General features: G+C 58.9%; 21 protein-coding genes and 1 tRNA gene. 11 read left to right on the top strand and 11 right to left on the bottom strand.

Annotated features, from left to right (window positions below):
* Positions 1 to 29: 29 nt before the first annotated feature.
* Positions 30 to 524 carry a flavin reductase gene (locus tag J2D75_RS10890; protein ID WP_207854852.1) on the bottom strand — a complete coding sequence of 165 codons (495 nt, stop codon included), beginning with the start codon at positions 522 to 524 and terminating at the stop codon, positions 30 to 32.
* Positions 525 to 595: 71 nt separating this feature from the next.
* Between J2D75_RS10890 and J2D75_RS10885 the strand changes: the two genes are divergently transcribed.
* On the top strand, positions 596 to 1,621 hold the full coding sequence (locus J2D75_RS10885) for an enoyl-CoA hydratase/isomerase family protein (protein WP_207854851.1): 1,026 nt from the start codon (positions 596 to 598) through the stop codon (positions 1,619 to 1,621).
* A gap of 133 nt (positions 1,622 to 1,754) precedes the next feature.
* Here J2D75_RS10885 and J2D75_RS10880 read toward each other — a convergent pair whose 3' ends face one another.
* The 4 genes from J2D75_RS10880 to J2D75_RS10865 form a co-directional block, all read right to left on the bottom strand.
* On the bottom strand, positions 1,755 to 2,369 hold the full coding sequence (locus J2D75_RS10880; protein ID WP_207854850.1) for an acetate uptake transporter: 615 nt from the start codon (positions 2,367 to 2,369) through the stop codon (positions 1,755 to 1,757).
* Positions 2,370 to 2,561: 192 nt separating this feature from the next.
* Positions 2,562 to 4,832, bottom strand: a complete 2,271-nt coding sequence (locus tag J2D75_RS10875) for an FUSC family protein (protein ID WP_207854849.1) — start codon at positions 4,830 to 4,832, stop codon at positions 2,562 to 2,564.
* The gene (locus tag J2D75_RS10870; RefSeq protein ID WP_207854848.1) at positions 4,822 to 5,361 is read right to left on the bottom strand and encodes a MarR family winged helix-turn-helix transcriptional regulator; all 540 of its coding nucleotides are present in this window, start codon (positions 5,359 to 5,361) and stop codon (positions 4,822 to 4,824) included. Before J2D75_RS10870 ends, J2D75_RS10875 begins: the two co-directional genes overlap by 11 nt.
* Positions 5,362 to 5,604: 243 nt before the next feature.
* Complete coding sequence (locus tag J2D75_RS10865; protein ID WP_207854847.1) at positions 5,605 to 6,336, bottom strand: hypothetical protein; 732 nt, start codon at positions 6,334 to 6,336, stop codon at positions 5,605 to 5,607.
* Between the two features lie 282 nt (positions 6,337 to 6,618).
* On the opposite strand from J2D75_RS10865, the gene J2D75_RS10860 reads away from it, so the two are divergent.
* Positions 6,619 to 7,233 carry a histidine phosphatase family protein gene (locus J2D75_RS10860; protein WP_207854846.1) on the top strand — a complete coding sequence of 205 codons (615 nt, stop codon included), beginning with the start codon at positions 6,619 to 6,621 and terminating at the stop codon, positions 7,231 to 7,233.
* A 21-nt stretch (positions 7,234 to 7,254) separates the two neighbouring features.
* On the opposite strand, the gene bluB is transcribed toward J2D75_RS10860, so the two are convergent.
* From bluB to cobT, 3 genes are all read right to left on the bottom strand, one after another.
* A complete protein-coding gene (gene bluB, locus J2D75_RS10855) occupies positions 7,255 to 7,893 on the bottom strand; it encodes a 5,6-dimethylbenzimidazole synthase (RefSeq protein ID WP_207854845.1) in 639 nt (212 codons plus the stop codon).
* Positions 7,894 to 7,979: 86 nt separating this feature from the next.
* On the bottom strand, positions 7,980 to 8,819 hold the full coding sequence (cobS, locus tag J2D75_RS10850; protein ID WP_207854844.1) for an adenosylcobinamide-GDP ribazoletransferase: 840 nt from the start codon (positions 8,817 to 8,819) through the stop codon (positions 7,980 to 7,982).
* A complete protein-coding gene (cobT, locus tag J2D75_RS10845) occupies positions 8,816 to 9,922 on the bottom strand; it encodes a nicotinate-nucleotide--dimethylbenzimidazole phosphoribosyltransferase (RefSeq protein WP_207854843.1) in 1,107 nt (368 codons plus the stop codon). Before cobT ends, cobS begins: the two co-directional genes overlap by 4 nt.
* 112 nt (positions 9,923 to 10,034) lie before the next feature.
* Between cobT and cobU the strand changes: the two genes are divergently transcribed.
* Positions 10,035 to 10,592, top strand: a complete 558-nt coding sequence (gene cobU / locus J2D75_RS10840) for a bifunctional adenosylcobinamide kinase/adenosylcobinamide-phosphate guanylyltransferase (RefSeq protein ID WP_207854842.1) — start codon at positions 10,035 to 10,037, stop codon at positions 10,590 to 10,592.
* Positions 10,593 to 10,698: 106 nt separating this feature from the next.
* Positions 10,699 to 12,153 (top strand): NAD-dependent succinate-semialdehyde dehydrogenase, encoded by a 1,455-nt coding sequence (locus J2D75_RS10835; protein ID WP_207854841.1) that lies wholly within the window; start codon positions 10,699 to 10,701, stop codon positions 12,151 to 12,153.
* Between the two features lie 101 nt (positions 12,154 to 12,254).
* Here J2D75_RS10835 and J2D75_RS10830 read toward each other — a convergent pair whose 3' ends face one another.
* Positions 12,255 to 13,211: a TauD/TfdA dioxygenase family protein gene (locus J2D75_RS10830; protein ID WP_207854840.1), complete on the bottom strand. Its 957-nt coding sequence runs from the start codon at positions 13,209 to 13,211 to the stop codon at positions 12,255 to 12,257.
* A gap of 344 nt (positions 13,212 to 13,555) precedes the next feature.
* On the opposite strand from J2D75_RS10830, the gene J2D75_RS10825 reads away from it, so the two are divergent.
* The 3 genes from J2D75_RS10825 to mgrA are packed head-to-tail and all read left to right on the top strand — an operon-like array spanning position 13,556 to position 18,209.
* On the top strand, positions 13,556 to 15,802 hold the full coding sequence (locus J2D75_RS10825) for a TonB-dependent receptor (RefSeq protein ID WP_243428694.1): 2,247 nt from the start codon (positions 13,556 to 13,558) through the stop codon (positions 15,800 to 15,802).
* A gap of 3 nt (positions 15,803 to 15,805) precedes the next feature.
* Positions 15,806 to 17,161: an MFS transporter gene (locus J2D75_RS10820; protein WP_207854838.1), complete on the top strand. Its 1,356-nt coding sequence runs from the start codon at positions 15,806 to 15,808 to the stop codon at positions 17,159 to 17,161.
* Between the two features lie 49 nt (positions 17,162 to 17,210).
* Positions 17,211 to 18,209 (top strand): L-glyceraldehyde 3-phosphate reductase, encoded by a 999-nt coding sequence (mgrA, locus tag J2D75_RS10815; RefSeq protein ID WP_207854837.1) that lies wholly within the window; start codon positions 17,211 to 17,213, stop codon positions 18,207 to 18,209.
* A gap of 46 nt (positions 18,210 to 18,255) precedes the next feature.
* Here the strand turns inward: mgrA and J2D75_RS10810 are convergent, their stop codons facing one another.
* Together J2D75_RS10810 and J2D75_RS10805 are read right to left on the bottom strand one after the other, a co-directional pair.
* Positions 18,256 to 20,376, bottom strand: a complete 2,121-nt coding sequence (locus J2D75_RS10810; protein WP_243428702.1) for a TonB-dependent receptor — start codon at positions 20,374 to 20,376, stop codon at positions 18,256 to 18,258.
* A 265-nt stretch (positions 20,377 to 20,641) separates the two neighbouring features.
* Entirely contained in the window at positions 20,642 to 21,178 is a 537-nt protein-coding gene (locus tag J2D75_RS10805) for a hypothetical protein (RefSeq protein ID WP_207854835.1), read from the bottom strand.
* Between the two features lie 133 nt (positions 21,179 to 21,311).
* On the opposite strand from J2D75_RS10805, the gene J2D75_RS10800 reads away from it, so the two are divergent.
* The 4 genes from J2D75_RS10800 to J2D75_RS10785 all read left to right on the top strand — a co-directional run bounded on the left by J2D75_RS10800 (position 21,312) and on the right by J2D75_RS10785 (position 25,261).
* The gene (locus J2D75_RS10800; protein ID WP_207854834.1) at positions 21,312 to 22,055 is read left to right on the top strand and encodes an energy transducer TonB; all 744 of its coding nucleotides are present in this window, start codon (positions 21,312 to 21,314) and stop codon (positions 22,053 to 22,055) included.
* Between the two features lie 51 nt (positions 22,056 to 22,106).
* Positions 22,107 to 22,182 (top strand) — tRNA-Glu (locus tag J2D75_RS10795).
* A 575-nt stretch (positions 22,183 to 22,757) separates the two neighbouring features.
* On the top strand, positions 22,758 to 24,272 hold the full coding sequence (locus J2D75_RS10790) for an amino acid permease (protein WP_207854833.1): 1,515 nt from the start codon (positions 22,758 to 22,760) through the stop codon (positions 24,270 to 24,272).
* A gap of 41 nt (positions 24,273 to 24,313) precedes the next feature.
* Positions 24,314 to 25,261 (top strand): hypothetical protein, encoded by a 948-nt coding sequence (locus J2D75_RS10785; RefSeq protein ID WP_408736764.1) that lies wholly within the window; start codon positions 24,314 to 24,316, stop codon positions 25,259 to 25,261.
* Positions 25,262 to 25,264 lie beyond the last annotated feature (3 nt).

Below are 25,264 nucleotides of genomic sequence, written 5' to 3'. Positions count from 1 at the left end.
GTTATCAGCACCGCTGGTCGGGTGTGCTGTTACGGCAGAATACGTTTGAGAATATGATAGGCTCGGCGGAAATAGGCCAGCCCGTCCGCATCGTCGTTGGAGCGTAGCGCCTGTACGGTGCCAAACAGCACGCTATGGGTGCCGACTTCCACAATCTGACTGATAACGCAGTCAAAGGTAGCCACGGCTTCCTGCAGGGCGGGAGCGCCGGTGGCCAGCGTATCCCAGTGGCCCAGAGCAAAGCGCTCTTCCATGCTGTTGGCGCTGGCAAAGTGGCCTGAAAGCTCTTCCTGCGTGGAGGACAGCACATTGACGCACAACGCCGCACCCACATGAAAGGACTCGCGCGCCCGGCTGGTGCGGTTCAGGCAAACCAGCAGGGTGGGCGGGGTGTCCGTTACGGAACAGACGGCTGAGGCGGTAAAGCCTACAGGATTTTCCAGAGTTCCGGTGGTGACCACGTTCACAGCTGCGCCAAGTCTGGCCATGGCATCACGATAGGCGCTGGTCTGTGGAGCCGACATCTGCTCTCCTTGTTATATCAGGGAATGTGCTCGTACCCGTGCTGTTTGTGCATGAAATAAGGAGGAAAGCAATGACGGAAGCTGTTCTTTCAGAGGTGGAAGGGCTGACGGTCTCGCAGGTCGGCCATATGGGACGGTTGGTGCTCGACCGTCCCAGAAAGCTCAACGCACTGGATGCGGGGCTGGCACGCGGTATCAGTGCGGTGCTGGATGTCTGGCGCGATGATGACAGCGTACAGGTGGTGTTGATTGAAAGTAGCAGCCCACGGGCTTTCTGCGCGGGGGGAGACCTGCGGGCCATCCGCGAGGCGCTGCTGGCAGACGGGCCGGAGCGCGCCTTTGCGCTGATGGATCGTGCGTATGACACCATGCGGCAACTGGCGGCGTATCCCAAGCCTGTCGTGTCCTTTCTTGATGGCATTACCATGGGGGGCGGTGTGGGGCTTGGTTGCCATGTGCCCTGGCGCGTGGTGACCGAGCGCTCCGTGCTGGCCATGCCAGAAACCGGGATCGGGCTTGTACCGGATGCAGGCGGGTCATGGCTGCTCTCGCGCACGCAGGGGCTTGCAGGGCTGCGGTTGGCCCTGACAGGGGGGCGGATGGATGCCGGGCAGGCCGTTGCCATGGGGCTTGCGGATATTCATGCCCCCTCAGAAACACTCGACAGCCTGCGCGATGCGCTGGCCCACACGTTGCCCGCGCAGGTTTTTGCCTCCATGCAGGAGCAGGGTGCGGCGGGGCTGGCGCTGCCCCCGGTGCTGGAGCAGTGCTATGCGGCGGCAAGCGTGGCTGAGGTTATCGAGCGGTTACAGTCCTGCCCCCTGCCCGAAGCCCGGCAGGATCTGGAAGACATGGGGCGTGCCAGCCCGTTTTCGCTTGAAGCCGCATGGCATGGATGGCACCGCGCCAGAGCGCTAGAGACGCTTGAGGCCGTTTTTGAGGTGGAGCGTGAGCTGGTGCAGCATGTGCTGGAGCGCCCTGATATTGCCGAGGGTATCCGCGCCCGGCTGGTTGACCGTGATAACGCGCCGCTCTGGCAGCCTGCCCGACTGGAGGATATTCCTGCTCACGCCCTGCACGATTTACGCGCTCTGTAAGGCGGGGCAGCAGGTTTACGTAAGGAGGAGTATGTGCGGCCTCCCCCGGCGGGAGGGGCCGCCGGGGGAGTGACAAGCCACGGGAGAGATCAGGAGGGCCGTGGCTTGATACGAGAAACCAGCGCGGCCCTGTTCAGGCAACGGCGGCCGTATAAACCACAGGAGCCGGGGCCGGGCGGCCAACCGGCAGCACATCATGGCCGAACTGGGCTTCGAGCACTTCGGCAGCGGCCAGATACACAGCAGAGAAACCGCAGAACAGACCTTCATACCCGGCAATGACACTCAGTCCGGGCAGTTCAAGCAGCTCGGACAGGCCAAGCATGGCAAACAGGATAACCAGCGTGCCAAAAATGACCTGATGTGCGCGGGTGGCCCGCAGCGTGCCGACAAACATGAACAGCGTAAACAGGCCCCACAGCAGCAGGTAGCTGCCTACCATGGCCGGGGTGCTGGCTGGCACAATGCCTGTATGCGGCAGGGCAATCAGGGCTACGAGCGAAATCCAGAATGCACCATAGGAGACAAAGGCGGTGAGCCCGAAGGTATTGCCTGAAGGGTATTCAAGCAGGCCTGCCAGAATCTGTGCCGCACCGCCCACCACCAGCCCCATGGCCAGAATGGCCGACCCCATGGGCAGAAGGCCGGAATTATGCAGGTTGAGCAGGATGGTGGTCAGGCCGAACCCGACAAGTCCGAGCGGGGCGGGGTTGGCTTTTTTGGGAGCAGAGTCACCTGAATGCGCCATGATATGTCTTCTTGATAATTGTTTCTATGACATATCTATAAAAGCTGAATGGCGTTCCAGTTCTTTAAAAACGGCTTTAAGCTGATAAAATTAAATTCATTGATACAGTTTTGTTGTTGAGGAACTTTCCCGCAATTGTATAGCCCCATGTAAAACTTAACGGAAAAATAAGGTCGTTTCGTTTTCGTATTTTTAACGGGGCATTAGGGTTACCGGAATGGCCGGGGGGGCGGGCTGGGTCATGGTGGGGTCCGCCGCGGCATGGATCGGGCCACGATGATGGAAAAAGCCCGGCACCGCCAGAATGATGCTGGCCGCCTGTTCTAAGCAGGACACAACGCGGTCGCGGTTGATGACCAGACCTTTTTCCTCGGTGGTTATGCTCTCGATCTGGTGGGCCGCATGCTGGAGTGCCTGTGCTGTGGCCGCCGGATTTTTGCGTAATGTGGAAAAAGCCTGCATGGCGGTTTCCAGTGCCTTGCGTGCCTGTGGGTTCAGCCCGGCATGGGTCACATTCCAGCGCAACCGCACGATAAGCCGCCCGAGCGAGAGCACGGTAAACGCTGCATCCGTGTAGCCCTGACGGTCCAGCCCGGTGGGGACAAAGGAAAGGCGCATCATCAGCCGTGAGATTTTCTGAAGCTGCATACCTTCCCATGCAACCCACTGCATGCCGCCGCGCGTGGGGGCATTGGCCAGATGCTGCACCGCGCGCACAAGGGACGAAACCAGCCGCGCCGCATCCAGCCGGTGGTCGGCAGGCAGGATAACCCGGAAAACAACCGCCAGCAGGGCGCAGGCGGCACACATGGTCATCCAGTTATTGGTCAGGTTCAGGTCATCATACACGATGGGATTATTGACCGAGAGCATCATGGTAAAGAACACCGCGTAGCCAAAAGCCGCCAGACTGTAACGGGGGTGGAACTGGAACCACACGCCCGGCAGCAGGAACAGGCAGAGCGCCAGCCAAAGCAGGGGGTATCCGTCTATGCGCGGCAGGGCCAGTGTGTGGCACAGGAAACCCATCGGCACGGCCAGCGCTGTGCCAGCCGCCATCATCGGGCTGGCCTTGGCGGCGGAAGGCGCTGTGGAGAGCAGGCTGGAGGCCGCCACAACATAAACAATCAGAAGCGGGCCGGTGCTCCAGTGGAAAACATACCATAACAGTCCGGCCAGCATGGCAATAAGCGTGCCGCGTGCGCCGTTGCGCAGGGCGGTAAACCAGTCGAGATAGGGCAGGATAACGGCCCCGGATTTAACGGGGGCGCGGCTTGTCAGGTTGTGCAGCGCCAGATCCATCTGAACCAGCGTATCGCGCGTGTTGTCGAGTGCGGCCAGCACGGCGGGGGGCTGGGGCTCATGGGAAAGCCGTTCAAGGGCATGCAGGGCTTCGCGCAGGCAGGCCGTGAGCGGGGCGGGGTCTTCCAGCCATGCCGGGTTTTCTGTCAGTTCCAGCAGCCTGCCCAGTGTATCGGCCATCTGGGCGTGAATATCGTGGGTTTCCTGCCCGGCTTCCTCAAGGGTTAACCAGTAGGGGTGGTAACTGACGATCAGACCCGTCAGGCGGCTGAGTGCCAGCCGCAGGTTGCGCACGCGGGCGAGCATATCGGGGTCGTCTGTTGCGGCGTATTCAATGGCGGGGGCCAGCCCGGCCATGTGTGCCAGCAGTTTGCTGCGGCTGTCATAAACGGGCTGCGGCAGGGCGCGGAAGCTTGTCAGGCTGGCGGTGCGTTCGGCGTTTTCAAGCTTATCAAGCGCATCGGCCGGAACAGTTGCTGTGCGGCTGCTTTCGGCTGAGTGGAACAGCCACGCATGGCGCACCGTATCGCGAAAAGCCCCGCCCAGCCCGGCCATGATACTGCCCGGTTTACGTGGCGAGGTAATCATGAACACGCAGGCCGTAACCACCACACCCACTGTCACTGCGGAAAGACGGCTCATGGCGGACAGGAAAATGCCCTCAGGCTCCGCAAAGGCGGGAGAGGCGATAATGACGATGGTATAACCCGTCAGTACTGCGGCATAGGCCCGGAAATAGCGCAGGAAGGTTGCAACCGCGCAGGCAATGCCCACAAACACCGCCAGCGCCATGAAGTAGAGCACGGGAGACTGCACAAAGGCGGCCATGATACCGACACTGATGGTCGCGCCAATCAGTGTGCCAATGATACGCCACAGACTTTTGGAAACCATGGCCCCCACGGTGGGGTTGGCCACGATCATGACCGTTGTCGCCGCACTGATGGGGGACTGAAGCTGGAACAGGAAGGCCAGAAACACCGCAATGCCAATGGATAGAAAAACCCGTCCTGCATAAGCGCTGGTGGCGACAAAGGTTTTCCAGCGGGTTTCGTTACCAAAGGGGGTCAGGCCCAGCAGGTGTAAAAGACCGGCGGACAGACTGGGCCAGTGGGCAGGCGCGGGCAGGCCGTGCGGGGTGGCCTGAGGGTCAGGGCGCATGGGGTGGCTCCTGCTCGGGGTGCTGGGCCTCGGCTTGCACGTTGGTGCCGGAGGGGGCGGTGGCCAATGTGTCCGGGTTGGCCAGCAGGGTGCTCAGGCCGGTTATCAGGGCGGCAATGCTTTCGGGTGGCAGGGCGGCACGGTTTTCATGTTCCAGCCCGGTTGCGATCTGGTGAAACAGGGCGCACTGGGCCTGCCCGGCCTGTGTCAGCACAAGACGTTTGGCCCGGCGGTCGTGCCTGTCCGGCTGGCGTGAAACCAGTCCTTGTTTTTCAAGCATGTCCAGCACGCGCACCAGTGCCGAGCAGTCTACATTCATGGCGCAGGCCAGATCGCTCTGGGTTGCGCCATCGGGCAGCATGGTCAGGTAAGCCAGCGGGCGCATCAGGGCCATGGTCATGCCGTGTGGTCGCAAGGCTCTGTCCAGCCGGGTGCGCCACAGGGTTGCCAGCCGCATGATACGCAGGGTCAGTTCCATGTCTGGAAAACGGGTCTCGTCCAGCGCGATACCGCCGCGCGTGTCAGTCATGTTGGCCCCAGAGTGTTAGCGTGGATATATTTGATATGGAAAATATTTAGTTATAATATATAGCCTGTGCAGGGCTCAGGTCAATCGGCCGCCCTTCATGGCCGTGTCCGCCGGTGGGGCAGGGCTCTGGCTGGGGTATTTTGTGGTGTTGGGCAGCCCTTGACCCGGGTAAAAACATCCGGGTCACGGGGCTGAGGCCGATGTATAAAAACGGCTGTAGTTGTTTCTCGCGGTCTGTTCCGTTCAAAGGCGGAAGCGGTTACGAATGATGGCCCCCGCTGTTTGAATGGACTTATAGCTGTTCAGGCCGTGGGAGCCGCCAGTTAGATGTGGAATAACGGCGAGTGGTGTTGGGCCATCGGCCAGCAGGATTTTTTTTCTGTGTCCGTTGATTTCAAAAGTCGTCTGCTCCAGTCTGACATACTGGCCGAAAACTACCTTTGCGAAGTCATCGGCATGGGTCAGGCCCACCCCGATAAATAGTCTGGGTGCACGGGCGACAACAATGCGGTGAAGGTTTCCAAAATAATCACGAAAAAAATCGTAAAAATCAGATTTGCTCTGAAAGCCCGTTTCTTCTATGGCCCTGTCGCTCCATGAGCCGGTATTATTGCTCTGCTGTGGAAAAAGATTACCCTTGAAGTAACCTTTACCATTGCGTTCGAATATTTTGTGCTCTCCGGCATAGCGCCGGGCATCCTGTGTGAAATTCGGCGTGACCGGCATTCCTTCGATAACGGCTATGAGCATCAGCGCTTTACGGTTGAATGGCCATTTTCTGATATCCCACTGGTAATGAACCGTGTTGTTGTGCCTGTCAGGGGTTATGGGTTCATCGTAGGTGTTGATCGCGTCGATTTTTTTATGAAAACCCGGCTCGATTCCGTACAACCATATGGAACGTTGTTCTGGCGAACCGGGGTCTCCAGAATCCCATCCGGGGAAAATAACATCGTGTCTGTCTGAAAAAAGCAAAGCTGTCGCTCCAAACAAAAACCGGGTTCAAAATGCGGATAGGCGGGCTTTTATGACATCTGTTGTGGTTCGTGAATTGTCAGATGCGGTCGCCAGTATCGTACGGCAAAATCACGATCCTGTTCATGCTCTGGAAAGTGTTTGCGACACTATAGTGAGCGACAGACAGGTGTGAATGGAGGGGCAGGGTTGTAATGCAGGGCTATCCTGTCAGCACGTTTTGAATCCCCATCCCGTGCGGGACGTGCTTTGTTTGGAGCAGGTTGTCAGGAAGGATGAAACATGCGGTCTTTTTCCCTGTTGCTGGTCAGGCATGCCCGCGTTCAGGTGCCTCAGGGGGTCTGTTACGGTCGCACGGATGTGGCGTTGCATCCCGGTTGGGAAAAAATTGTTTCCGGCCTGTCGGTACTGGCGCGTGGCGTCGGTGGGCGGGTTGTCCATACCTCGCCCGCACAGCGTTGCCTGAACATGGCCCGGCGGCTTGCCTCAGCCACGGGTATGGAACTGCGGGTTGATGACCGTCTGGCCGAGCTGGATTTTGGCCAGTGGGAGGGCAAATCATGGCAGGAGATAGGCCGCGCCGCATTGGATGAATGGGCCGCAAATCCTGAGCATTTTACGCCCCCCGGAGGGGAAAGCGGGCAGGTTTTGCGCCAGCGGGTGCGGGCGTTCTGGCGGGATCTGCGCGAGGTTGGCACAGCGGCCTGTGTTGTTTCTCATGGTGGCCCGCTGCGGGTGATGAGCGCACTGGCCGAAGGGCACGGCCCTGACCTGCTGCGCCCCTCCATGCCGCAGGGTTCGGCCCGGCTGTGGCAGGTGGAACGGGTGCTGGACACCCCTTACGCACACAGGCAGGCAGATACCACCGGTTGTGGCGAACCCGTGAGCGGCGTGTAAGCGAACGTAGGTATAAGCCGGTTAGCGGTCGATCCAGCGGCGGCGGGCAGCGTTGCGGCGCTCCCAGCCCCGGCGCTCCAGTTCGGGGGTGGAGGCTGGTTCACGCGCATAACCAACGCAGAGATAGGCCAGAAACTGCCAGTTCGGGTTGATGCTGAGGGTTGTGGTGGCTTCAGCCGGGTTCAGAATGGACACCCAGCCAACTCCCACGCCGTGGGCTGTGGCTGTCAGCCAGAATGTATGAATGGCCATGACAGCTGACCATGTGGTGGTTTCCGGCATGGTGGCGCGGCCAAGCCCACGCCCCTGTAACGGGGCTGTATCACAGAAAACAGCGATATGATGCGGCGCCTCATCCAACCCTGAGAGCTTGAGTGTGGCGTAGCGGTGTGCCTCCTCTCCGCTGCGGCCTTCAAGATCGTGGCTGTTGCAGCGGATGAAGTTCTGCCGGATGGCGGCGCGGCGTTCGGGTGTGTTCACGCGTACGAAGCGCCACGGCTCGCTCAGCCCAACCGAGGGGGCCAGACAGGTGGCGTGCAGCAGGGTTTCAAGCAGGCCTTCGGGGAGAGGCTGCGTGAGAAAATGCCTGACATCGCGCCGCCATGTCAGGAGAGTTTCCCAATCACGCTGCGCCGAGGCGGAAAAGACAGGTGCGGTCATGCCCTATCATGCGAGGTGGCGCGGCTTCCCGCAAGCCGGGGCTACGCAGAGTGTGCGTGCGGCGGGATGGAATGCGGGGCATGGCGTCAGAAAAAACCGGGTATCTGCGCCAGTGTGGCAAGGGTTGTCAGCACGACCGTGTCTGTCAGCACGGCGCATGCGCCCAGCACATCACCCGTATAGCCGCCCAGCATCCGCAGGGCGGTTCTGGCCACCAGCGCGGCGGTAAGGGCTGCGACAAGGAGTGCTCCCACCGTTTGCGCCAGACAGGCAGCAGGGTTTGGATGCAGGGCATAGCCCAGTAACATTGCCGCCAGCACACAGAGTGCGGCTCCCATCATGGCCAGCGCAAAAGGGCGGCGGGGCAGAGGGTGCAGCATGCGGGCCAGTCCATCGGGGCGGGCCGGGGGCAGGATCGCGGGTGGCACCAGCAGGGCTGCGCGCGCCAGACACGCCGCCATTAGGCAGCCGGGCAGGATCGCGGGTAGCGGCAGGCTGGCAAGGCTTGCTGCCCGTAGGCCAAAGGACAGGCACAGCGCCATGACACCATAGCTGCCAACGCGGCTGTCGCGCATGATTTCCAGCCTGCGGGCGGGGGTTGTGCCACCGCAGCCATCGGCCATGTCGGCCAGCCCGTCTTCATGCAGGCCGCCGCCCAGTATGGTTTGTGCTGTCAGGGCCAGACAGGCCGCAACCAGTGGGGGCATATGCGCCAGTTGCGCCAGAAGCAGAAGACCACCGCACAGCAGCCCCATGACCGCGCCGATCAGTGGCCAGCACCAGAGCGAGCGGGCCATGGGCCAGACAGAGGCGCTATGCCGGTATGCTGCGGGTAGCAGCCAGTTGATGGGCAGGCGGGTTAGCAGGCCAAGGCCGCAGGCAAGGTGCAGGCGCACCGTATCCAGCGGGGAGGGGGGACGGCTCAAAGCGTATCCGAGCGGGAAACGGCGGCCTCGGCAAAGGTGGCCATGCCGGTGTGGCAGGCCACGGCCCCCCGCAGGATGGCGACAGCCAGTGCCGCCCCTGAGCCTTCTCCCAGCCGCATGCCCAGACCGAGCAGGGGCTCCATATTCAGGAAGCTGGCCAGCCGGTGTGTCTGGCCATGCAGGGTGGCGCAGTGCGAAAGGCAGGTATGGGCCAGCCCTTCGGGGTGGAGCTGTGCCAGTGGGGCAACGGCCGCCAGACAGACAAAGCCATCAAGCAGCACGGGTATGCCCATGTGCCGCGCGGCCAGCGTGGCCCCGAACATGGCCGCCAGCTCAAACCCGCCCACACGGCGCGCTATTTCCAGCGGGCTGGACAGGGCCGCCCCATGATAGCGTAGCGCCTCCTGCACCACGGCGGCTTTCTGTGCCGTGCCATATTTATCCAGCCCTGTGCCAGCGCCTGCCCAATCGGTGCCGCTCCCCCCCGCTACGGCGGCGGCTATGGTGGAGGCAGCCGTGGTGTTGCCGATTCCCATTTCGCCAAGGCAGAGCAGGTCGCAGTCAGCGGGGACAGCGTTGTAGCCTGTGGCGACAGCCTGCACGAAGGCGTGCTCGCTCATGGCGGGCTGGGTGGTAAAATCCGCCGTGGAGCGCAGGCCGTTCACACACACGACTTCCAGCGCGGCATCCACCGTGCGCGCAAGCTGGTTAATGGCGGCCCCCCCACGCTCGAAGTTGCTGACCATCTGTGCCGTAACTTCCTGTGGCCATGGCGAGACACCCTGTGCCGTTACACCATGATTCCCCGCAAAGATAATGACTTGCACCCGCTCAAGCCGGGGGGTGCTCAGCCCCTGCCAGCCACCCAGCCAGCGTGTCAGCTCTTCAAGGCGGCCAAGGCTGCCGGGGGGTTTTGTCAGTTGGGCTTCGCGCAGGGCAATCCGTTCCTGCGCTGTGGAGTCGGGGCCGGGCAGGGTGGCGCACAGCCGGGCAATGGCGTGGAGCGATTCCGGCGCGGGCGGCCGTATGGGCAGGGCGCGCGGGCTTGACGGCGCAGGAGCGCTGGACAACGGATGGGAGGCTGGCAGCGGCGCGGACGGCATGGCGGAATGTCCTGTGCGGTGGCAAAAAGCGGCAGGGTGGCCTGTACCAATGTGGTGCGGGCTACCCTAAAACTGGGTGGGGGCTATACCCCCTGACAAGGCGGATTATCGCATGAGTGGCGTTGTGCTCAACCTTTCCGATACGGGGCTGGCCGGAACCTTGCTGGTTCTGGGGGGCGCGCGTTCAGGTAAAAGCCGCTTTGCAGAGGGGCAAGTGACCGCTTTGCCCGGCCCCCGGCTTTATATAGCAACGGGCCGCGCATGGGATGAAGAAATGCAGGCCCGCATTGCGCAGCACAAGGCGGAACGTGCCCATGCAGGCTGGCAGACGGTAGAGGAACCGCTTGATGTGCCGGGCGTTCTGGAGCGCCATACCCATATTCCTGTTCTGCTGGACTGCCTGACCCTGTGGCTGACCAATCTTTTGCTGGAAGAACAGGATGTGGAGGCTCAGAGTACGCGCCTGCTGCACAGCCTGTCCACGCGGGCGGCGCCCACGGTGCTGGTAGGTAACGAGGTGGGGTTGGGTATTGTCCCGGATAATGTGCTGGCCCGGCGCTTTCGTGATGAGGCGGGACGCCTGCACCAGCGGCTGGCGGCACAGGCCGGGCAGGTGGTGTTTGTGGCTGCGGGGCTGCCTATGGTGCTCAAGGGCCAAAAACCAGCCTGACAGCCCGCCCTCGTGGTGGAGCGGGGGTTTGAGGCGGCCCGGCCTGCTGTTACACTGAACGACAAAAGGCGGGCCTGTTCCCGCCCTATCTGCTTGAGAGGGCTTTATGGCTGAAACACTGGTAAACACACAGCTTCTGATCGGTGGGCAATGGCGTGACGCAACGGGTGGGCGCACGATTGCCGTGCTCAACCCCGCCACGACGGAAGTGATCGGTCATGTCGCCCATGCGGACAAGTCTGATCTGGAGCAGGCCGCCCTTGGCGCCGCCGCCGGTTTTGAGGCATGGCGCAGCATGAGTGCCTGGGAGCGCTTCGGGATCATGCGCAAGGCTGCGGGCCTGCTGCGTGAACGCGCGCAGGATATTGGCCGGATCATGACCCGTGAGCAGGGCAAGCCTCTGGCGCAGGCGGTTATCGAAATCATGGTCGCCGCTGATGTGATCGAATATTTCGGTGAGGAAGGCCGCCGTCTGAATGACGAGCTGGTGCCTGCCCGCGTGCCGAATGTGGAACAGCGCGTGCTCCGCCGCCCCGTGGGTGTGGTGGCAGCGTTTACGCCGTGGAACTTCCCCATTAATCAGATTGCCCGCAAGCTGGGTGCGGCTCTTGGGGCCGGGTGTGCGGTGATCGTCAAGGCGCCGGAAGATACCCCGGCATCTCCCGCCGAGCTGATCCGCTGTTTCTGCGATGCGGGCATTCCCGCTGGTGCGGTGTCGCTCGTTTATGGCGATCCGGCCGAGATTTCGGAATATCTGATCGCCCATCCGGTTGTGCGCAAGATTTCGTTCACGGGTTCCACGCCGGTTGGCAAGCATCTGGCTTCACTGGCAGGGGCGCAGATGAAGCCTGTCACCATGGAACTGGGCGGACATGGCCCTGTCATCATCTGCCCCGATGCGGATCTGGATCTGGCGGCCGAGCGTCTGGCGGGGGCGAAGTTCCGTAATGCCGGTCAGGTGTGCATTGCCCCGACCCGTTTCCTGCTGCACCGCGATATTGCCCCGGCGTTTCTTGAAAAGTTCAAGGCGCAGGTGAGTGCGCTCAAGATCGGCAGCGGTCTGCAGGAGGGTGTAACCATGGGGCCGCTCGTTAGCGAACGGCGTGTGAAAGCCCTGACCGAACTGGTGGAAGACGCCCGCCAGAAAGGCGCCGAGCTGTGGCAGCCTGATACCCCTCTGCCCAATACCGGCTTTTTCTTCCCGCCCACGCTGGTCTGCAAGCCCACTCTGGCCATGCGTCTGATGAACGAGGAGCCGTTCGGCCCCATCGTGATTGTGGATGAATATACCGAACTGGCGGATGCGGTGCGCGAGGCCAATCGCCTGCCGTATGGTCTGGCGGCTTATGTTTATACCCGCAACGAGCGTACTGAACGCCTGCTGGGCGAGGCGCTGGAAGCCGGTATGGTGGCGGTTAACCACCACGGTATTGGCGCTCCCGAAACCCCGTTCGGTGGCGTGAAGGATTCCGGCTACGGCACGGAAGGCGGGCCGGATGCCCTGAAGGCTCATACCATCATTAAACTGGTCAGCAGCCAGCACGTCGCACCGGCGTTCTGAGCCTGCTTAACCCCTTCGCCCAACGGGCGGAGGGGTTTTTTAGACCCAAGACTGTTAGCCCTGCCCGTTTGAGCAGGCAGGACAGTGTGGCAGAGCGGTGTTCAGCCCTGCGGGCGCTCTGCCCAGTGATGCGGTGTTTCAAGCAGCACGCGCGGGTTGGGCTGGGCATTGATGATCTGCTCGCTTTCCTGACCATCGGTGCTGACGGGGGTATCCCCTACCAGCGTAACGCGCTGGAGCAGGCGCGGGAAATCACCAAAATCCGCCACAGCCCGGTGCAGGGTCGCCCGGTTGTCCCACATGGCGACATCGCCGGTCTGCCAGTGCCATGTCAGCGTGTTTTCAGGCCGGGTGGCGTGGGACAGAAACAGCTCCAGCAGCGCACGGGAATCGGGCAGGTTGAAATCCGCCAGCCGCTTGATGAAATTACCCAGAATGAGGCTTTTTTCGCCTGTTTCAGGGTGTACACGCACCAGCGGATGCCGTGATTCGAACACGCGGGCGGCGAACACGTTGGCTGACCACTGAACAAACTCCCAATCGCGCTCGGCAACCAGATCCGTATGGTCATACCCATCGTTGGTATGGATAGCCCAGAGCCTGTCTGCCAGTTCCTGCAGGGGTTTGGGCAGGCCCTGATATGCGGTCACGGTGTTGGCCCACAGGGTTGCGCCGCCATACGGTGCGGGCTGGATGCAGCGCAGGATGGACGCCTTGGGATAGGACGACATGAACGTCATATCGGCGTGCCATGTATTGGCGGCCCGGCCCTTTCGCGCTTTCAGCTCGAAAATATGGTTGGTGCCTTTGGCGCTGGCAACGGTGGGGTGCGAGACCAGCGTGCCAAAACGCGCGCCAAGCTGTTCCTGTGCGGCGCTGTCGAGTGTTTGACGGCGGAAGAAGATAACCTTGTGCTCAAGCATCGCCCGGTAAATGAAGTCAATATCCTGCTCGGGCAGGTCGGGTGAGAGGGTGATGCCGTGAATTTCGGCACCGATATTCCCGCCCAGTCTGGTCAGGGTAGGCTGGGCGGGCGCTGCAAGCGGGCTGAGAGACATCAGAACGAATCCCTAAATAACGAATAAAAAGCGTTAATTTTGCCCGCATGGGGATACTGCATAAAAAATCAATAAAACTGTTTTTAAACAGGTAGTTATTGAACTTTTTGCGGCACCCGCAAGGCAGGTCAGGAGATCTGGTTCCGTATGGCGCTAAACCGTGCGGAGCGATTCACCCCTCTTAAATGTGAATATAATCAGGAATGAGAAAATAACAACATTGACTTTTAGTTATTTTATGACCGATAAAACGATTCGTTATCGGACTTATGGAAAAACACTTTTTTGTGGTGAAATTAGCGATGTCAGTCATGTCAGCAGGTATGCGACGAATTGTTTGGACCATGTCAGCGACATCGCTTGGTTGTGGTTTGGGGGGTGGGCTGAGCACCAGCCCGGCGCATGCGGCGGGCGCATCGCAACCAGCAGCCAGTGCGGAAGAAGTAACGGTAAGCGTGCGCCGCCGGAGTGAGCCATTGCAGAAAGTGCCTGTGGCAACCTCGGTTTATACCGCCAGTCAGGCTCGGCGGGATAACGTGCATGACCTGCAGGGAATTTTTGAGTTCATTCCCTCGGCCAATTTCCGTGCCAATGCGTCTTCCAAAGACCGTGCCGTGTTCATCCGTGGTATTGGCACCATTTCCACATCACCGGGCGTGGAACCATCGGTTTCCACCGTGATTGACGGCGTGGTAATGGCCCGGCCCGGCATGGCCACGACCGATATTGTGGGCTTGAGTCAGGTGGAAGTCATGCGCGGCCCACAAGGGACGCTGTTTGGCAAGAACGCCTCGGCTGGTGCCGTGAATATCACCACCAACAAGCCTACGAAGGATTTTCATGCCTATGCGGAGGGCGGATATTTCTCGGGTAACGAATACCGCCTGACAGGCGGTGTGTCTGGAACACTCGTGCCATCCAAGCTTGTGGCCAATGCCGATTTTCTGGTGGGTGGGTTTGATGGCAACGTTACCAATATTGCCAACAACACGATGGTTAACGGCTATGAACACCGTGGCGTGCGCTCGAAGTTTCTCTGGACCCCGGATGACGAAACCAGTGTAGCGCTTGCTCTGGATTATATGTACCAGAACGACCTTGTGCCGACAGGGGTTTATTCTTCCACCTCGCAGGTGGCGTTTCCTACGAATATCGTCTCCACTAATCCCGGTCTGGCGGCTACTCTGGGGGCGCAGGGCATTACGCCTTCGCGCAATAACACGCAGGTCAATAACAATGTGCAGAGCCGCTCGGTGGATCATACCGGCGGGGCAGCAGTTACGGTCGATCGGGATCTGGGGCGCGGTTACAAGCTGACTTCCATTTCCGCTTACCGGCGCTGGCAGAACATTCAGGATCAGGATTATGACGGTCTGGGTTCTACCCCTGCAGGTGTGACCGATGTGCGCGACCACGGGCAGCTTAACTTCTGGCAGGCTTCGGAAGAACTGCGCATTGCTTCGCCACGCGGGCATTTTTTCGATTATGTGGCGGGATTCTACTACCTTCACAGCGTAGATTCGGAAGTTTATAGCCGTAACGTGGTGACAGGGAGTGCTGCTAACCCTACTCCGGGACGGGGTGTATCCAATTACGGAATTTCCAACAACAACTACGCTATTTTTGCTGAAGGCAACCTAAACTTTACAAAGCGGTTCCGCGCTATTCTTGGTTTGCGCCTGCTGCGTGATGACCTGTCTTACAACATGGCGCGTAATTCCAGCGCTACGGCTGCTAATCCGGTTCTGGGCATTCGTCCGTCCTATGCCTCGAATGGTTCCACTTCGCAGAATGGCTATGTGGATCGCATCGGGCTTCAGTACGATATTACACCTGACATGCACGCCTATTTTACCTATTCGCATGGGTATAAGGGGCCTGCGTACAACACCTTCTTCAATATGCAGGGAACGGATTCCCAGGTGCTCAAGCCCGAGCAGAATAATACCTATGAAATCGGGCTGAAATCCCAGTTCTGGCACCGTCGGGTTACGGCCAACCTTGCTGCGTTCATTGAAGATTTTTCAAACTTTCAGGCCAATTTTCTCGATCAGGTCAGCGGTGGCGCCGTCTACCGCATGATCAATGCCGGGTCGGTTTCTTCCAAGGGCGTGGAAGGGGATATCTCGGCCCATGTGCTGCGCGACCTCACGCTGGGTGGCAACTTTACCTATAACTATGCCGTGGTGGATCAGTTCAACTGCCCTGCTAATGCGCCAGCTTCGTGCAATGTCAACGGCCAGCAACTGCCTTTTGCGCCGCGTTGGAAGTTTGTGCTCAATGCTGATTACACCCACGCGCTGAACGAACGTTACTCGTTCTCGGTCGATAGTGATTATACTTGGCAGAGCCGCACGCAGTTCGCGCTGACAGAAACCCCCGACACGGTGCAGAAAGCCTACGGGATCTGGAATATGAGCACGACCCTGCGGGATACCAAGCTCAAGCTGCAGCTCTCTCTGGTCATGCGCAACGCGATCAATACCCATTATGCCTCTTATATCAGCTATGGTGCGGTAGGCGGCACGGTGGACTCCATCCCGCGTGATTACGGGCGGTATGGTGGCTTTATCCTGCGTAAGGATTTCTGAGCCATGCTGCGCGCGCCACAAAAGGAAAGGGCTTTTCCCTGGGCGGCCATGCTGCTGCTGTGTCTGATTATCGTGGTTTCCACGGCGGATCGGCAGATCATCGCCCTGATCAAGCCCGTTCTGGACAAGACCTTTGGCTGGAGCGCGCAGGATTACGCCCGGATTTCCTTCTGGACGCAGGTAGCCTCGGCGTGCAGCCTGCTGGTATCGGGCTGGCTGGTGGACAGGCTGGGGTCGCGTAGGGTGCTGGGTGTCGCCCTTGCGGGCTGGAGCCTGATGACGATCCTGCATGCTGTCATCACATCGGTGCAGGAGTTTGTTCTGGTGCGCGCGACATTGGGCGCACTGGAAGGGGCCGGTATGCCCAGCCTGATGAAACTGATAGCCACCGGTGTGCCGCGTGCCGAACGGGCGCGCGTTATCGGGCTGGTGAATGCCGTGCCGAATGTGGCGGCTGTCATTACGCCGGTGCTGGTGGGGCTGTTGCTGCCCGTGATCGGCTGGAAAGTGATGGTGGTGGTGCTGGGTCTGACCGGTGTGGTGCTGGCGGGTTTCTGGTGGCGTGATCAGGCCGGGCCGTGGGGGGCTACTTCTTCCGATGCGCCGGATGAACTGGCGCAAAAAGTGGTGGAAAAAACACCCGCCAGCACAGCCAGCTTTACACAGGCTGGTGTGCGGCGTTTTGCCCTCGTGTTTTCGCTGTGCAAGGTGCTGTCGGATGCAACATGGTGGGTTTTGCTGTACTGGCTGCCCGATATCCTGCACACTCATCTGGGTCTGAGCCTGCGGGGCGTCGGAATTGCTTCTGGCGCGGTGTATCTTGGCGCGGGTCTGGGGGCGTTTGCGGGTGGGCTACTGCCCGGCCTGTTCCAGACAGCCCGGCGTTCGCGGGAGCGGGCGCGGCGTCTGGTTATGGGGCTGGCCGCACTCTGTGTTGTACCTATGCTGTTTGTTTATGATACAAAAACAGTTTTTGTCAGTCTGGGTATTTTTTCGCTCACCCTTATGGCGCATCAGGTTTTTGCAACCAATCTTTTTGCACTCATGACGGAATGGGTGCCCGGCCCGCTGGTTGGGCGGATTATGGGTATTGGCGCGTTCTGCGGCAATCTGGGGGGCGCGGGGCTGTTGTGGCTGACAGGCTGGCTGCCTATGCCGGTTGTGCTGGGGCTGTGCAGTCTGTCCTATCTGGTGGCGTGGGGGCTGTTGCGGGTATGGGCAAACCCTGATTGGCTTGAGCGTGTTTTTGGCCCCTCTGGCACGCACGGTAAGGATAGGCAGGGTGTGGCTGTTCATGGCCGGAGCGCTACGCATGCGCCGGTGGAAGGACTGCTTCAGGCAGCGGCTCATGGCGGCTGAAATAACGTGTTGTGTCGTCGTATTTTTTGTTTTCTGACAGGATTGTTTTATGGACTGGTTTCCTTCTCCCTCACGGTATGATGCAGCACCCTTCCGGCGCTGTGGCCTTTCCGGTCTCGACCTGCCCCCCATTTCTCTGGGGCTTTGGCATAATTTTGGCGAGACGGACGTGTTTGCCACCGCCCGTGCGGTTGTACGGCGGGCGTTTGACCGGGGTGTGACGCATTTTGATCTGGCCAATAACTACGGCACACCTTATGGCTCCGCCGAGCGGAATTTTGGCGAGATTCTGAGGCGCGATTTTCAATCCCATCGTGATGAACTGGTGATTACCACCAAGGCAGGGTGGGATATGTGGCCCGGCCCCTATGGTCAGGGGGGATCGCGTAAATATCTGCTGGCGTCACTGGATCAGAGCCTCAGACGTATGGGGCTTGATTATGTGGATATTTTCTATTCGCATCGTCCGACCCCCGATGTGCCGCTGGAAGAAACCATTGGCGCGCTGGTGCATGCTTACCGACAGGGCAAAGCGCTGTATGTGGGCATTTCGTCCTATGATGTAGCTGGCACACTGAAAGCGGCAGAAATTTTGCAGCGCGAAGGCGTGCCGCTGCTGGTGCATCAGCCGGTCTATTCGCTGCTTAACCGTGAGATCGAAAACGGCCTGCTGGATGCGCTGGAGAAAATCGGTGCAGGCTGCGTGGTGTTTTCACCGCTGGCGCAGGGTCTGCTGACGGATAAATACCTCAGTGGTGTACCCGATGAATCCCGTGCCGCCAAAAGCCGCTATCTGGATAAGTCCGTCATTACGCCCACACTCCTGACCGTGGTGCGCGAACTGAATGAGATTGCCCGCACCCGCGGTCAGAGCCTTGCCCAGATGGCCATTGCCTGGACTCTGCGCGATAGCCGGGTAACATCGTCCATTGCCGGTGCGCGTACCGTGGCCCAGCTTGATGAGACTCTCGATGCGCTCAAAAACGCGACGTTCAGCCCGGAAGAGCTGGCACGGATTGAGCAGAGCCTGTCCGCCCTGAAAGGGTGAGGTCATAACCGATTGGCCCCGGAATCAACCGGGGCCAATCGGTTATTCAGAACGAAGCCGCAAGGCTGACATTGAACGAGCGCCCCATGCCGGGCACCCCGATATGCTGGCCGGTGCTTTTCTCGGTTTCTACCAGAATACCGCCCAGAGGCGTGTAGTAACGCTGGTTGAAAATATTATCGATACCAGCACTCAGTGTCATCATACGCCATGTGTAGCTGCCGCTCAGATTGAGCAGGGCGTAACCCGGCGTGCGGGGTTCCAGCCGGATCTGATCCACTGTGGTTTTGGATTTGACCAGCTCAAGCTCCACCCGGCCTGTCCACGGGCCTATGGTTTCGTTCAGGGCGAGCGTGCCATGAAGCGGCATTTGCTGGTACAGGCCCGAATGGCTGACCATATCCTGCCCCCGCACCCAGCTTAGCGTACCTGTCAGTTCGCCCTTGCCGTAGGCAGGTGTATTCCACACCGTGTAATGGCCTGATGAGTTGATGCCATACATCTGGGCGTCATGGTTGACGAACTGCAGTACCGAGCCGTTCAGTTTGTTGCTGGAGTTACTCAAAGAGCGTTGCACCTGCACGTTTATGTAGTTGTGGGCGTAGGTGTAATAGGGCTGTATTTTCAGCTCCCACCGGTTTTCAGCCGATGGATCATGCCAGCGGAAAGTCATGCTGGCGGTGTGCCCCACCTCGGATTTGAGGTCGAGATTGCCGACATAGCCGTTGCCATCGCCAAACCAGCCGATCATGGTGGTGGCCATGCTGCCCATTCCCCACGCATAGCGTTCGTACAGGTTGGGTGCGCGGGATTTGCGGGCGTAGCCTGCCTCGATATCCAGGCTGTCGAGTGCGCGGTAACGCGCCATGGCCGTGACATCGAAATTGACATCCGTACGGCCGTGGTTACGGGCGTTGAAGGCGTTTGCTGCGTTAAGATCAAGATTGGGCATACCCATCATGCCCGCCATGCTGGAATATGGGGCGACATTCCCTGTATCCATCATCACCAGATCATTGCGCAGGCCGAGCAGGGTGGACAGGCGCTCTGTCCAGTGCGCTTCCCATTCAGCAAAATGCCCGAGCCTGTCACGGTGTCCGTGATTAATGGTGTGGAATGTGTCCGGCCCCATCATTATGCTGCCGGGTACGGGAGGCCACCAGTCGTTCAACCCTTCATGGTCGAAAGAACTGCCAAGGCGCAGCGTATGGGCCAGCCCGAGCGGGAGAGTGGCCTTGAGCGCATAGCCTGCCGTGCGGGAGTCATCATTCATGGGCATGTCGCCGGTTTTGTCAGGCAGCATGTTCATGGCATGGGTGACGCGCCGCCAGTAACCGCGTGCTTCAAGTGTGCCCCAGTTGAACGTGCCGACATATTTACCGTTTACCGCAGTAGAGCGGTTATTGGTCATGTCCATGAACTGGTTTGGAAACCCTTCGCGTGGGGCGTCCTGCTGGCTGAAGGTCAGAACAAACAGGTGGTTGCGCTTGTGTATGCCCAAGGTGACATCGTGCGTGTAGCGCAGATATTCCGTGGACAGGACACGGCCCAGACCGCCCCCGGCATCATAATCACCCGATTCATCGTAAGAGGCATTGTAGCGCAGGCTGAGTATGTCATTGGCAACCGTCAGGCTACCAGCGGCGGAATAGGCGCCGCCATTGCTGCGATAAGTGCCGCGTGCGCGCCCTGTCACCAGAATTTTTCCGTGGCGGGCAAAGCGAGGATCGGCCCGCTCCACGTTGATGGTGCCACCAAGGCTGTCACCCCCGTTGCTGACGGGGGTCAGACCGGCCGTGGCCGTGGCGGTCTGTACGCTGTCCGGGTCTATATAAGATAGAGCTGGGTTCATGTGGTTTGGGCATGCGGGGGCGATACGCACGCCATCTACTACGGTGGCTACGCGGTCATCCGCCATGCCGTTCAGAACCGGCAGGTTGGCCAGACGTCCCCCTCCATAGCTGGAAACGCCGGGCAGGTTGGCCAGCAGAGATGCGGCATCCGGGCTGGAAAGGCGTGACATCCGCTGGCTTGCCTGATCAGGGCTGGAGGCGGAAAGCGGGGCATCGGCCAGAGAGGGTTGATCCTGCGCACCCTCAGCCTGTGTGGTGGAAATATCCACGCGCGGCAGGGTTACGATGGTTCCGGCAAAAGCGGGCTGGATCATGCCTAAAAACGCAAAAACCCATGGGCCACCATAAACGATATGGCCGTAATGAAAGCGGGACATATGAAAAAGTCCTGAAACTGAAATCCTCGGAAGGCCACGCTCCGGCTTTCTGTCCGACAGAACAGGCACGGCATCTGTGCTTGTGTGGCGCTGTATGGCGCGCGGCACAGGGCGTGTTCTGGCTGTCGTGCAGGGTGGCCGGTGTTATCCCGTCCTTGCGGTCTGCCTGTTTCAGGGTGCGCGTAAGGGGGGCGTGGCCGGGTTACAGAAGCTCTGTAAGGATATCAGGAGGGCCGCAGGCTGGCGGCAGGCCAAGGCGGATAGCCGGGCAGTGCTGCGCACGGGGAGCCGGGAGGGCTGTGCGGTACCAGCCCAGCAGCAGAGTTGGCAGTGCGGTGGCGAAAGAGGGCACCGCTGCGGTAAGGGTCAGGAAAGAGCAGAGTGGGCAGCTACCGTTATCGTGGCTGTGCTCCGGGCAGTCTGAAGGCGGTGCCTGACCCGGTGGGGCCATACCCGCCTTATGGTAAAGGGCGGTTTGAGTATCAGCCGGTGCCGGGTGGGCATGATCTGCAACACCCATGTCCATGCCAGCCATGTTCGATGGCATTGCATGCTGGACTGTGGCGGCGCTCTGATGGGGCGCAATGTCGATCCCGACAACGCGCATCAGGGTTGCGCGAGGGAGTTCGTCAGGGAGCGAGAGCGTCTGTATGGCCTGCAGGCCCATAAAGCCACTGAGCGTCAGCAGCAGGAGCGGCCAAAGCAACAGCTTTCTGAGCATGGGGTGGCGGACAGACATTGGAAAATCCGGTTGCTACAACTGGGCCACAAACCTTGGGGCTGCAGCGCTCTGGTTGTGCGCCAGTTAGCAGGTCTCTGTCAAATAACCGTGTCTTATGGCATTCTTGCTACGGAAGGCAGGGTGAAACGGGATGGATAACGCAAGAACGATCCCCAGCGCAGATCTGTGGCTCTCCAGCACTGCACGACAACGCCTGATCCCGTCGGATGATTTAGCCGAAGGGCGTCAGGTTTCTTTTCGGGCTTATTGGCGGCCGGCCTGTGTTCTGGCGCTGGTGCTGGCGGTGCATGTGTTTGTTGCGGGGGGGCTGCTGCTCTGGCCGCATCAACATCTGGCAGGCGGCGTACACGCAACGGTTGCGATGGTTTTCGAGCCTCCCGCTCCCCCCACGCCGCTGCCGGATCAAACCACACCCCTTGAGGATGTTCCGCCGCATAGCATAGCCCCCCCATCCGTGCCGCAGGCGGAGAGCGATCTTCCTTCTATTTCTCTGCCGCGTAAGCTTTCTACACCTCAGTCGTCGGTGGCTGCGCCATCCATAGCGCCCGCCACGGCGCGAAGCATGGCGGCTGCGGCACCGGTTCTTGCAAAGCCGCCCGCTGTGGCGCAGCCCGAGGGGGCTGAAAAACTGTCCTGCTCGCCAGTACATGCCCGGTACCCGGCTATGGCCCGCCAGCTACAGGAAGAGGGTGAGGCATTGGTGCAGGTGGTTCTGGATGCAGCCGGTCAGGTTGTGGAGGCGCATTTGATCCGCAGCACGGGCTATGATGATCTGGATGAGCAGGCGGTTCTTACCGCGCGTTCCATGCGATGCACGCCTCCTGCCCATTCCCCCCTGACCGGGCGGATACCCGTGGGGTTTCATATCCAATAAAAAACTTGTGCACGGTGTGTTTTTCCCCTAGGAAGCGCCATGCCTCAGCTTGTCCCGTTCGTCTAGAGGCCTAGGACATCGCCCTCTCACGGCGACAACACGGGTTCGAATCCCGTACGGGACGCCATGGTTTTCAAAAGCTTTTGCTAAGCATTATCCCCCAAATATAACGCACACACGCGCAGAGTTTCTGTTTATGTTCCCTGCAGGCTGTGAAACAAAGTTGCTCAGGGCTATGACTGGTGCCTGAGTGTTGTTGATTGCCCCGCGCTTGCAGAAATACAGAAAAAATATCTAGATAATATTTATAAAAACAATAAAATTATTTATTAAAAATTGTATTTTTTTTGGTTTGTATATTTTTATAGTATTTTGATTTTTTCTGAAGAGAGTATTGAGGGTGTGTTTTTATAGATATAGAAATCGCACATCTTTTCTGGCTTCTGATTATTCTGTTTTGTATGGGTTAAAAAACGAAACTTAATAATTTTCATTGTCTTTTAAAAAATAACATTTTTTTATAATATTGCTTTTTACGGAGCATGAAAATTTCATTTTTTAACATAAAAATGGAATGCTAATTCATATTTTGGATAATTTGTAAAATATAATAAAAATTATGGTTATTACTTTGAAAATACACATCATATAATTTCTGTTAGTGTTGATATTGTAACGAATACGCCCTCTGGCGCACGGTACATGCAACATGGAGAAGAAAAATTGAGCTTCTTTAAGGAACCAGTGCAGAAATACCCAGTGCATAAGAGTGCGGAAGGGTATCATCTGGCGTTGGACAGACGGCAGATTCAAATGATTTCAATCGGCGGTGCAATTGGTACCGGGTTGTTTCTAGGGGCAGGTAGCCGCTTGCAGGCGGTCGGGCCTGCTTTGGCCGTGGTGTACCTTGTTTGTGGCGTGTTCGCATTTCTTATGCTGCGGGCGTTGGGCGAACTGGTTATGTACCGCCCGACCAGCGGCAGTTTTGTATCTTACGCACAGGAGTTTCTGGGGCCGCGCGCTTCTTATGTGGCCGGAGCATTGTCGTTTTTTAGCTGGGCCATGACAGGCATTGTCGATATTACCGCTGTGGCTCTGTACATGCATTACTGGGGTGTTTTTGCCGCCGTGCCACAATGGGTTATGGCGCTGATGGCCCTTGTGGTCATTACCACCATGAATCTTGTGGGGGTTAAGTGGTTCGGCGAGATGGAGTTCTGGTTCTCGCTTATCAAGGTTGCTGCGCTCATCGTGTTTTTTGCGGTGGGGTCGATTGTTCTGGGTATGCATACGCCTGTGGCGGGTGTAACGCCGGGTTTTTCTTTGGTTACTGAACATGGCGGGCTTTTTCCGCATGGGGTCATGCCAGCGCTCACGCTAATGCAGGGCGTGGTGTTTGCCTATTTTGGTATAGAGATGATCGGCACGGCGGCGGGGGAATGTCAGAACCCGCGTGATGTTGTGCCTGCAGCTATTAATAACGTGATCTGGCGTATCGCAATTTTTTATGTCGGCACGGTTACGCTGCTGGTGTTGCTGCTGCCGTGGTCTGCTTATCAGGCTGGTGTCAGCCCGTTTGTGACCTTCTTTTCCCGTCTGGGTGTGCCGGGCATGGGCGGAGTCATGAATCTTGTGGTGCTGACGGCGGCCCTGTCCAGTTTGAACTCGGGCCTGTATTCCACAGGGCGGGTGCTGCGGACTATGGCGCTCGATGGTGCGGCACCGCGTTACCTCGCCCGTATGAATGGGCAATCCGTGCCTTCGGCGGCCATTCTGACAACGGTTGCTATTTATCTGATGGGGGTGGGGCTGAACTACCTTCTACCGTCGCAGATTTTTGAAATCGTACTCAATATGGCATCGCTGGGTATTATCAGCACATGGTGCTTTATTCTGGTGTGTCAGATGAAGCTGCGGCAGGCCATTGCCGCCGGGCGGATTGCCCCGACCACCTTTGCTATGCCGGGCGCACCCTATACCACATGGGCCACGTTGGTTTTCTTTCTGGGTATCCTTGCCCTGATGGCGTTTGACTATCCGACAGGCACCTATTCCATCGCAGCCGTTCCTGTACTGGCTCTGCTGCTGGTGATGGGGTGGAAAATGATGGGGGGACGTTCCCTGCCGGTGGAACCTCAAACCGAGTTTTCAGCCATCCTGACAGATGCAGCGCCTACCCGATCAGAAGACGGTGCGGGTGGGGAGGGCACGCCATGAGCATGATTTCTGATAAGCCGCGTCGTGCAAAAATACTGTGTATGACAGGACTGATGGCGCTGTTCTGTGGCATTATGGGGGGCGGGCAGCAGGCCCGGGCAGAGCAGTGGTACACGGGCTCGCTTGTTTCTCCTTCAGGGCCGCTGTCAAAAAAAGGCATGTTCTTGCTGGAACCTTATATGTATTACGCGGTGCCATCGGGCATGATCGGCCCGCATAATGATGCCGTGCCTATGACGTCACCCCGCCAGCAGTCGGTTACCAGCCTGACCATTTACCGATACGCCATTACGGACACACTGAGTATCCAGACTGAGCCAACCATAAGCTATCGCTGGAAGCACGATGGGGGTACCAGTAGTGGATTGAAGCTGGGCGATGTGCCAGTGGATCTGATGTGGCGTTACCTGACAGCCGATCCTGCGCGCTATATCCCCACCCTGAACCTGATTACGGGTGTTTCCTTTCCCACGGGCGATTATTCCAGTCTGGGGCGTGCGCAGGATGGTGTGGGCAGCGGGGTTTATACCTATCGTGTGGCCTTGACCGAGCAGTCCACTTACACGCTGCCCAATAATCATGAACTGCGCCTGCGTGTGTGGGCAACATTCCGGCGGGCGCTGACAACAGCACATCTGCATGATGTGACCAGCTACGGCACAACGCAGGGTTTTCAGGGGCGGGCGCAGCCCGGCATGTATGGCGGGGCCGGTTTTTCGCTTGAATACGGGCTGAACCAGCGTTGGGTTCTGGCGCTGGATGTGGCGCGGGACTGGTCAAACGGCACAAAGCTGCGCGGCACTTACACCAATACGGGGCAAACTCTCTCGCAGACAGGCGCACCTTCGGGTGACTGGCAGATTGCTCCAGCCGTCGAATATAACTGGAGCCCCCGCTACGGTATTATTGCTGGCGTGTCCGTTTATTACGCCGGGCATAATACGGAGCGGGTTGTATCGCCCCAGTTTGCGTTTAATGCGCTTTACTAAAAG

Source organism: Acetobacter suratthaniensis (assembly GCF_017377745.1).
GTDB classification, from domain to species: domain Bacteria; phylum Pseudomonadota; class Alphaproteobacteria; order Acetobacterales; family Acetobacteraceae; genus Acetobacter; species Acetobacter suratthaniensis.
Note: the sequence above shows the minus strand (reverse complement) of the source record. Positions and strands in the feature narration are given on the sequence as shown.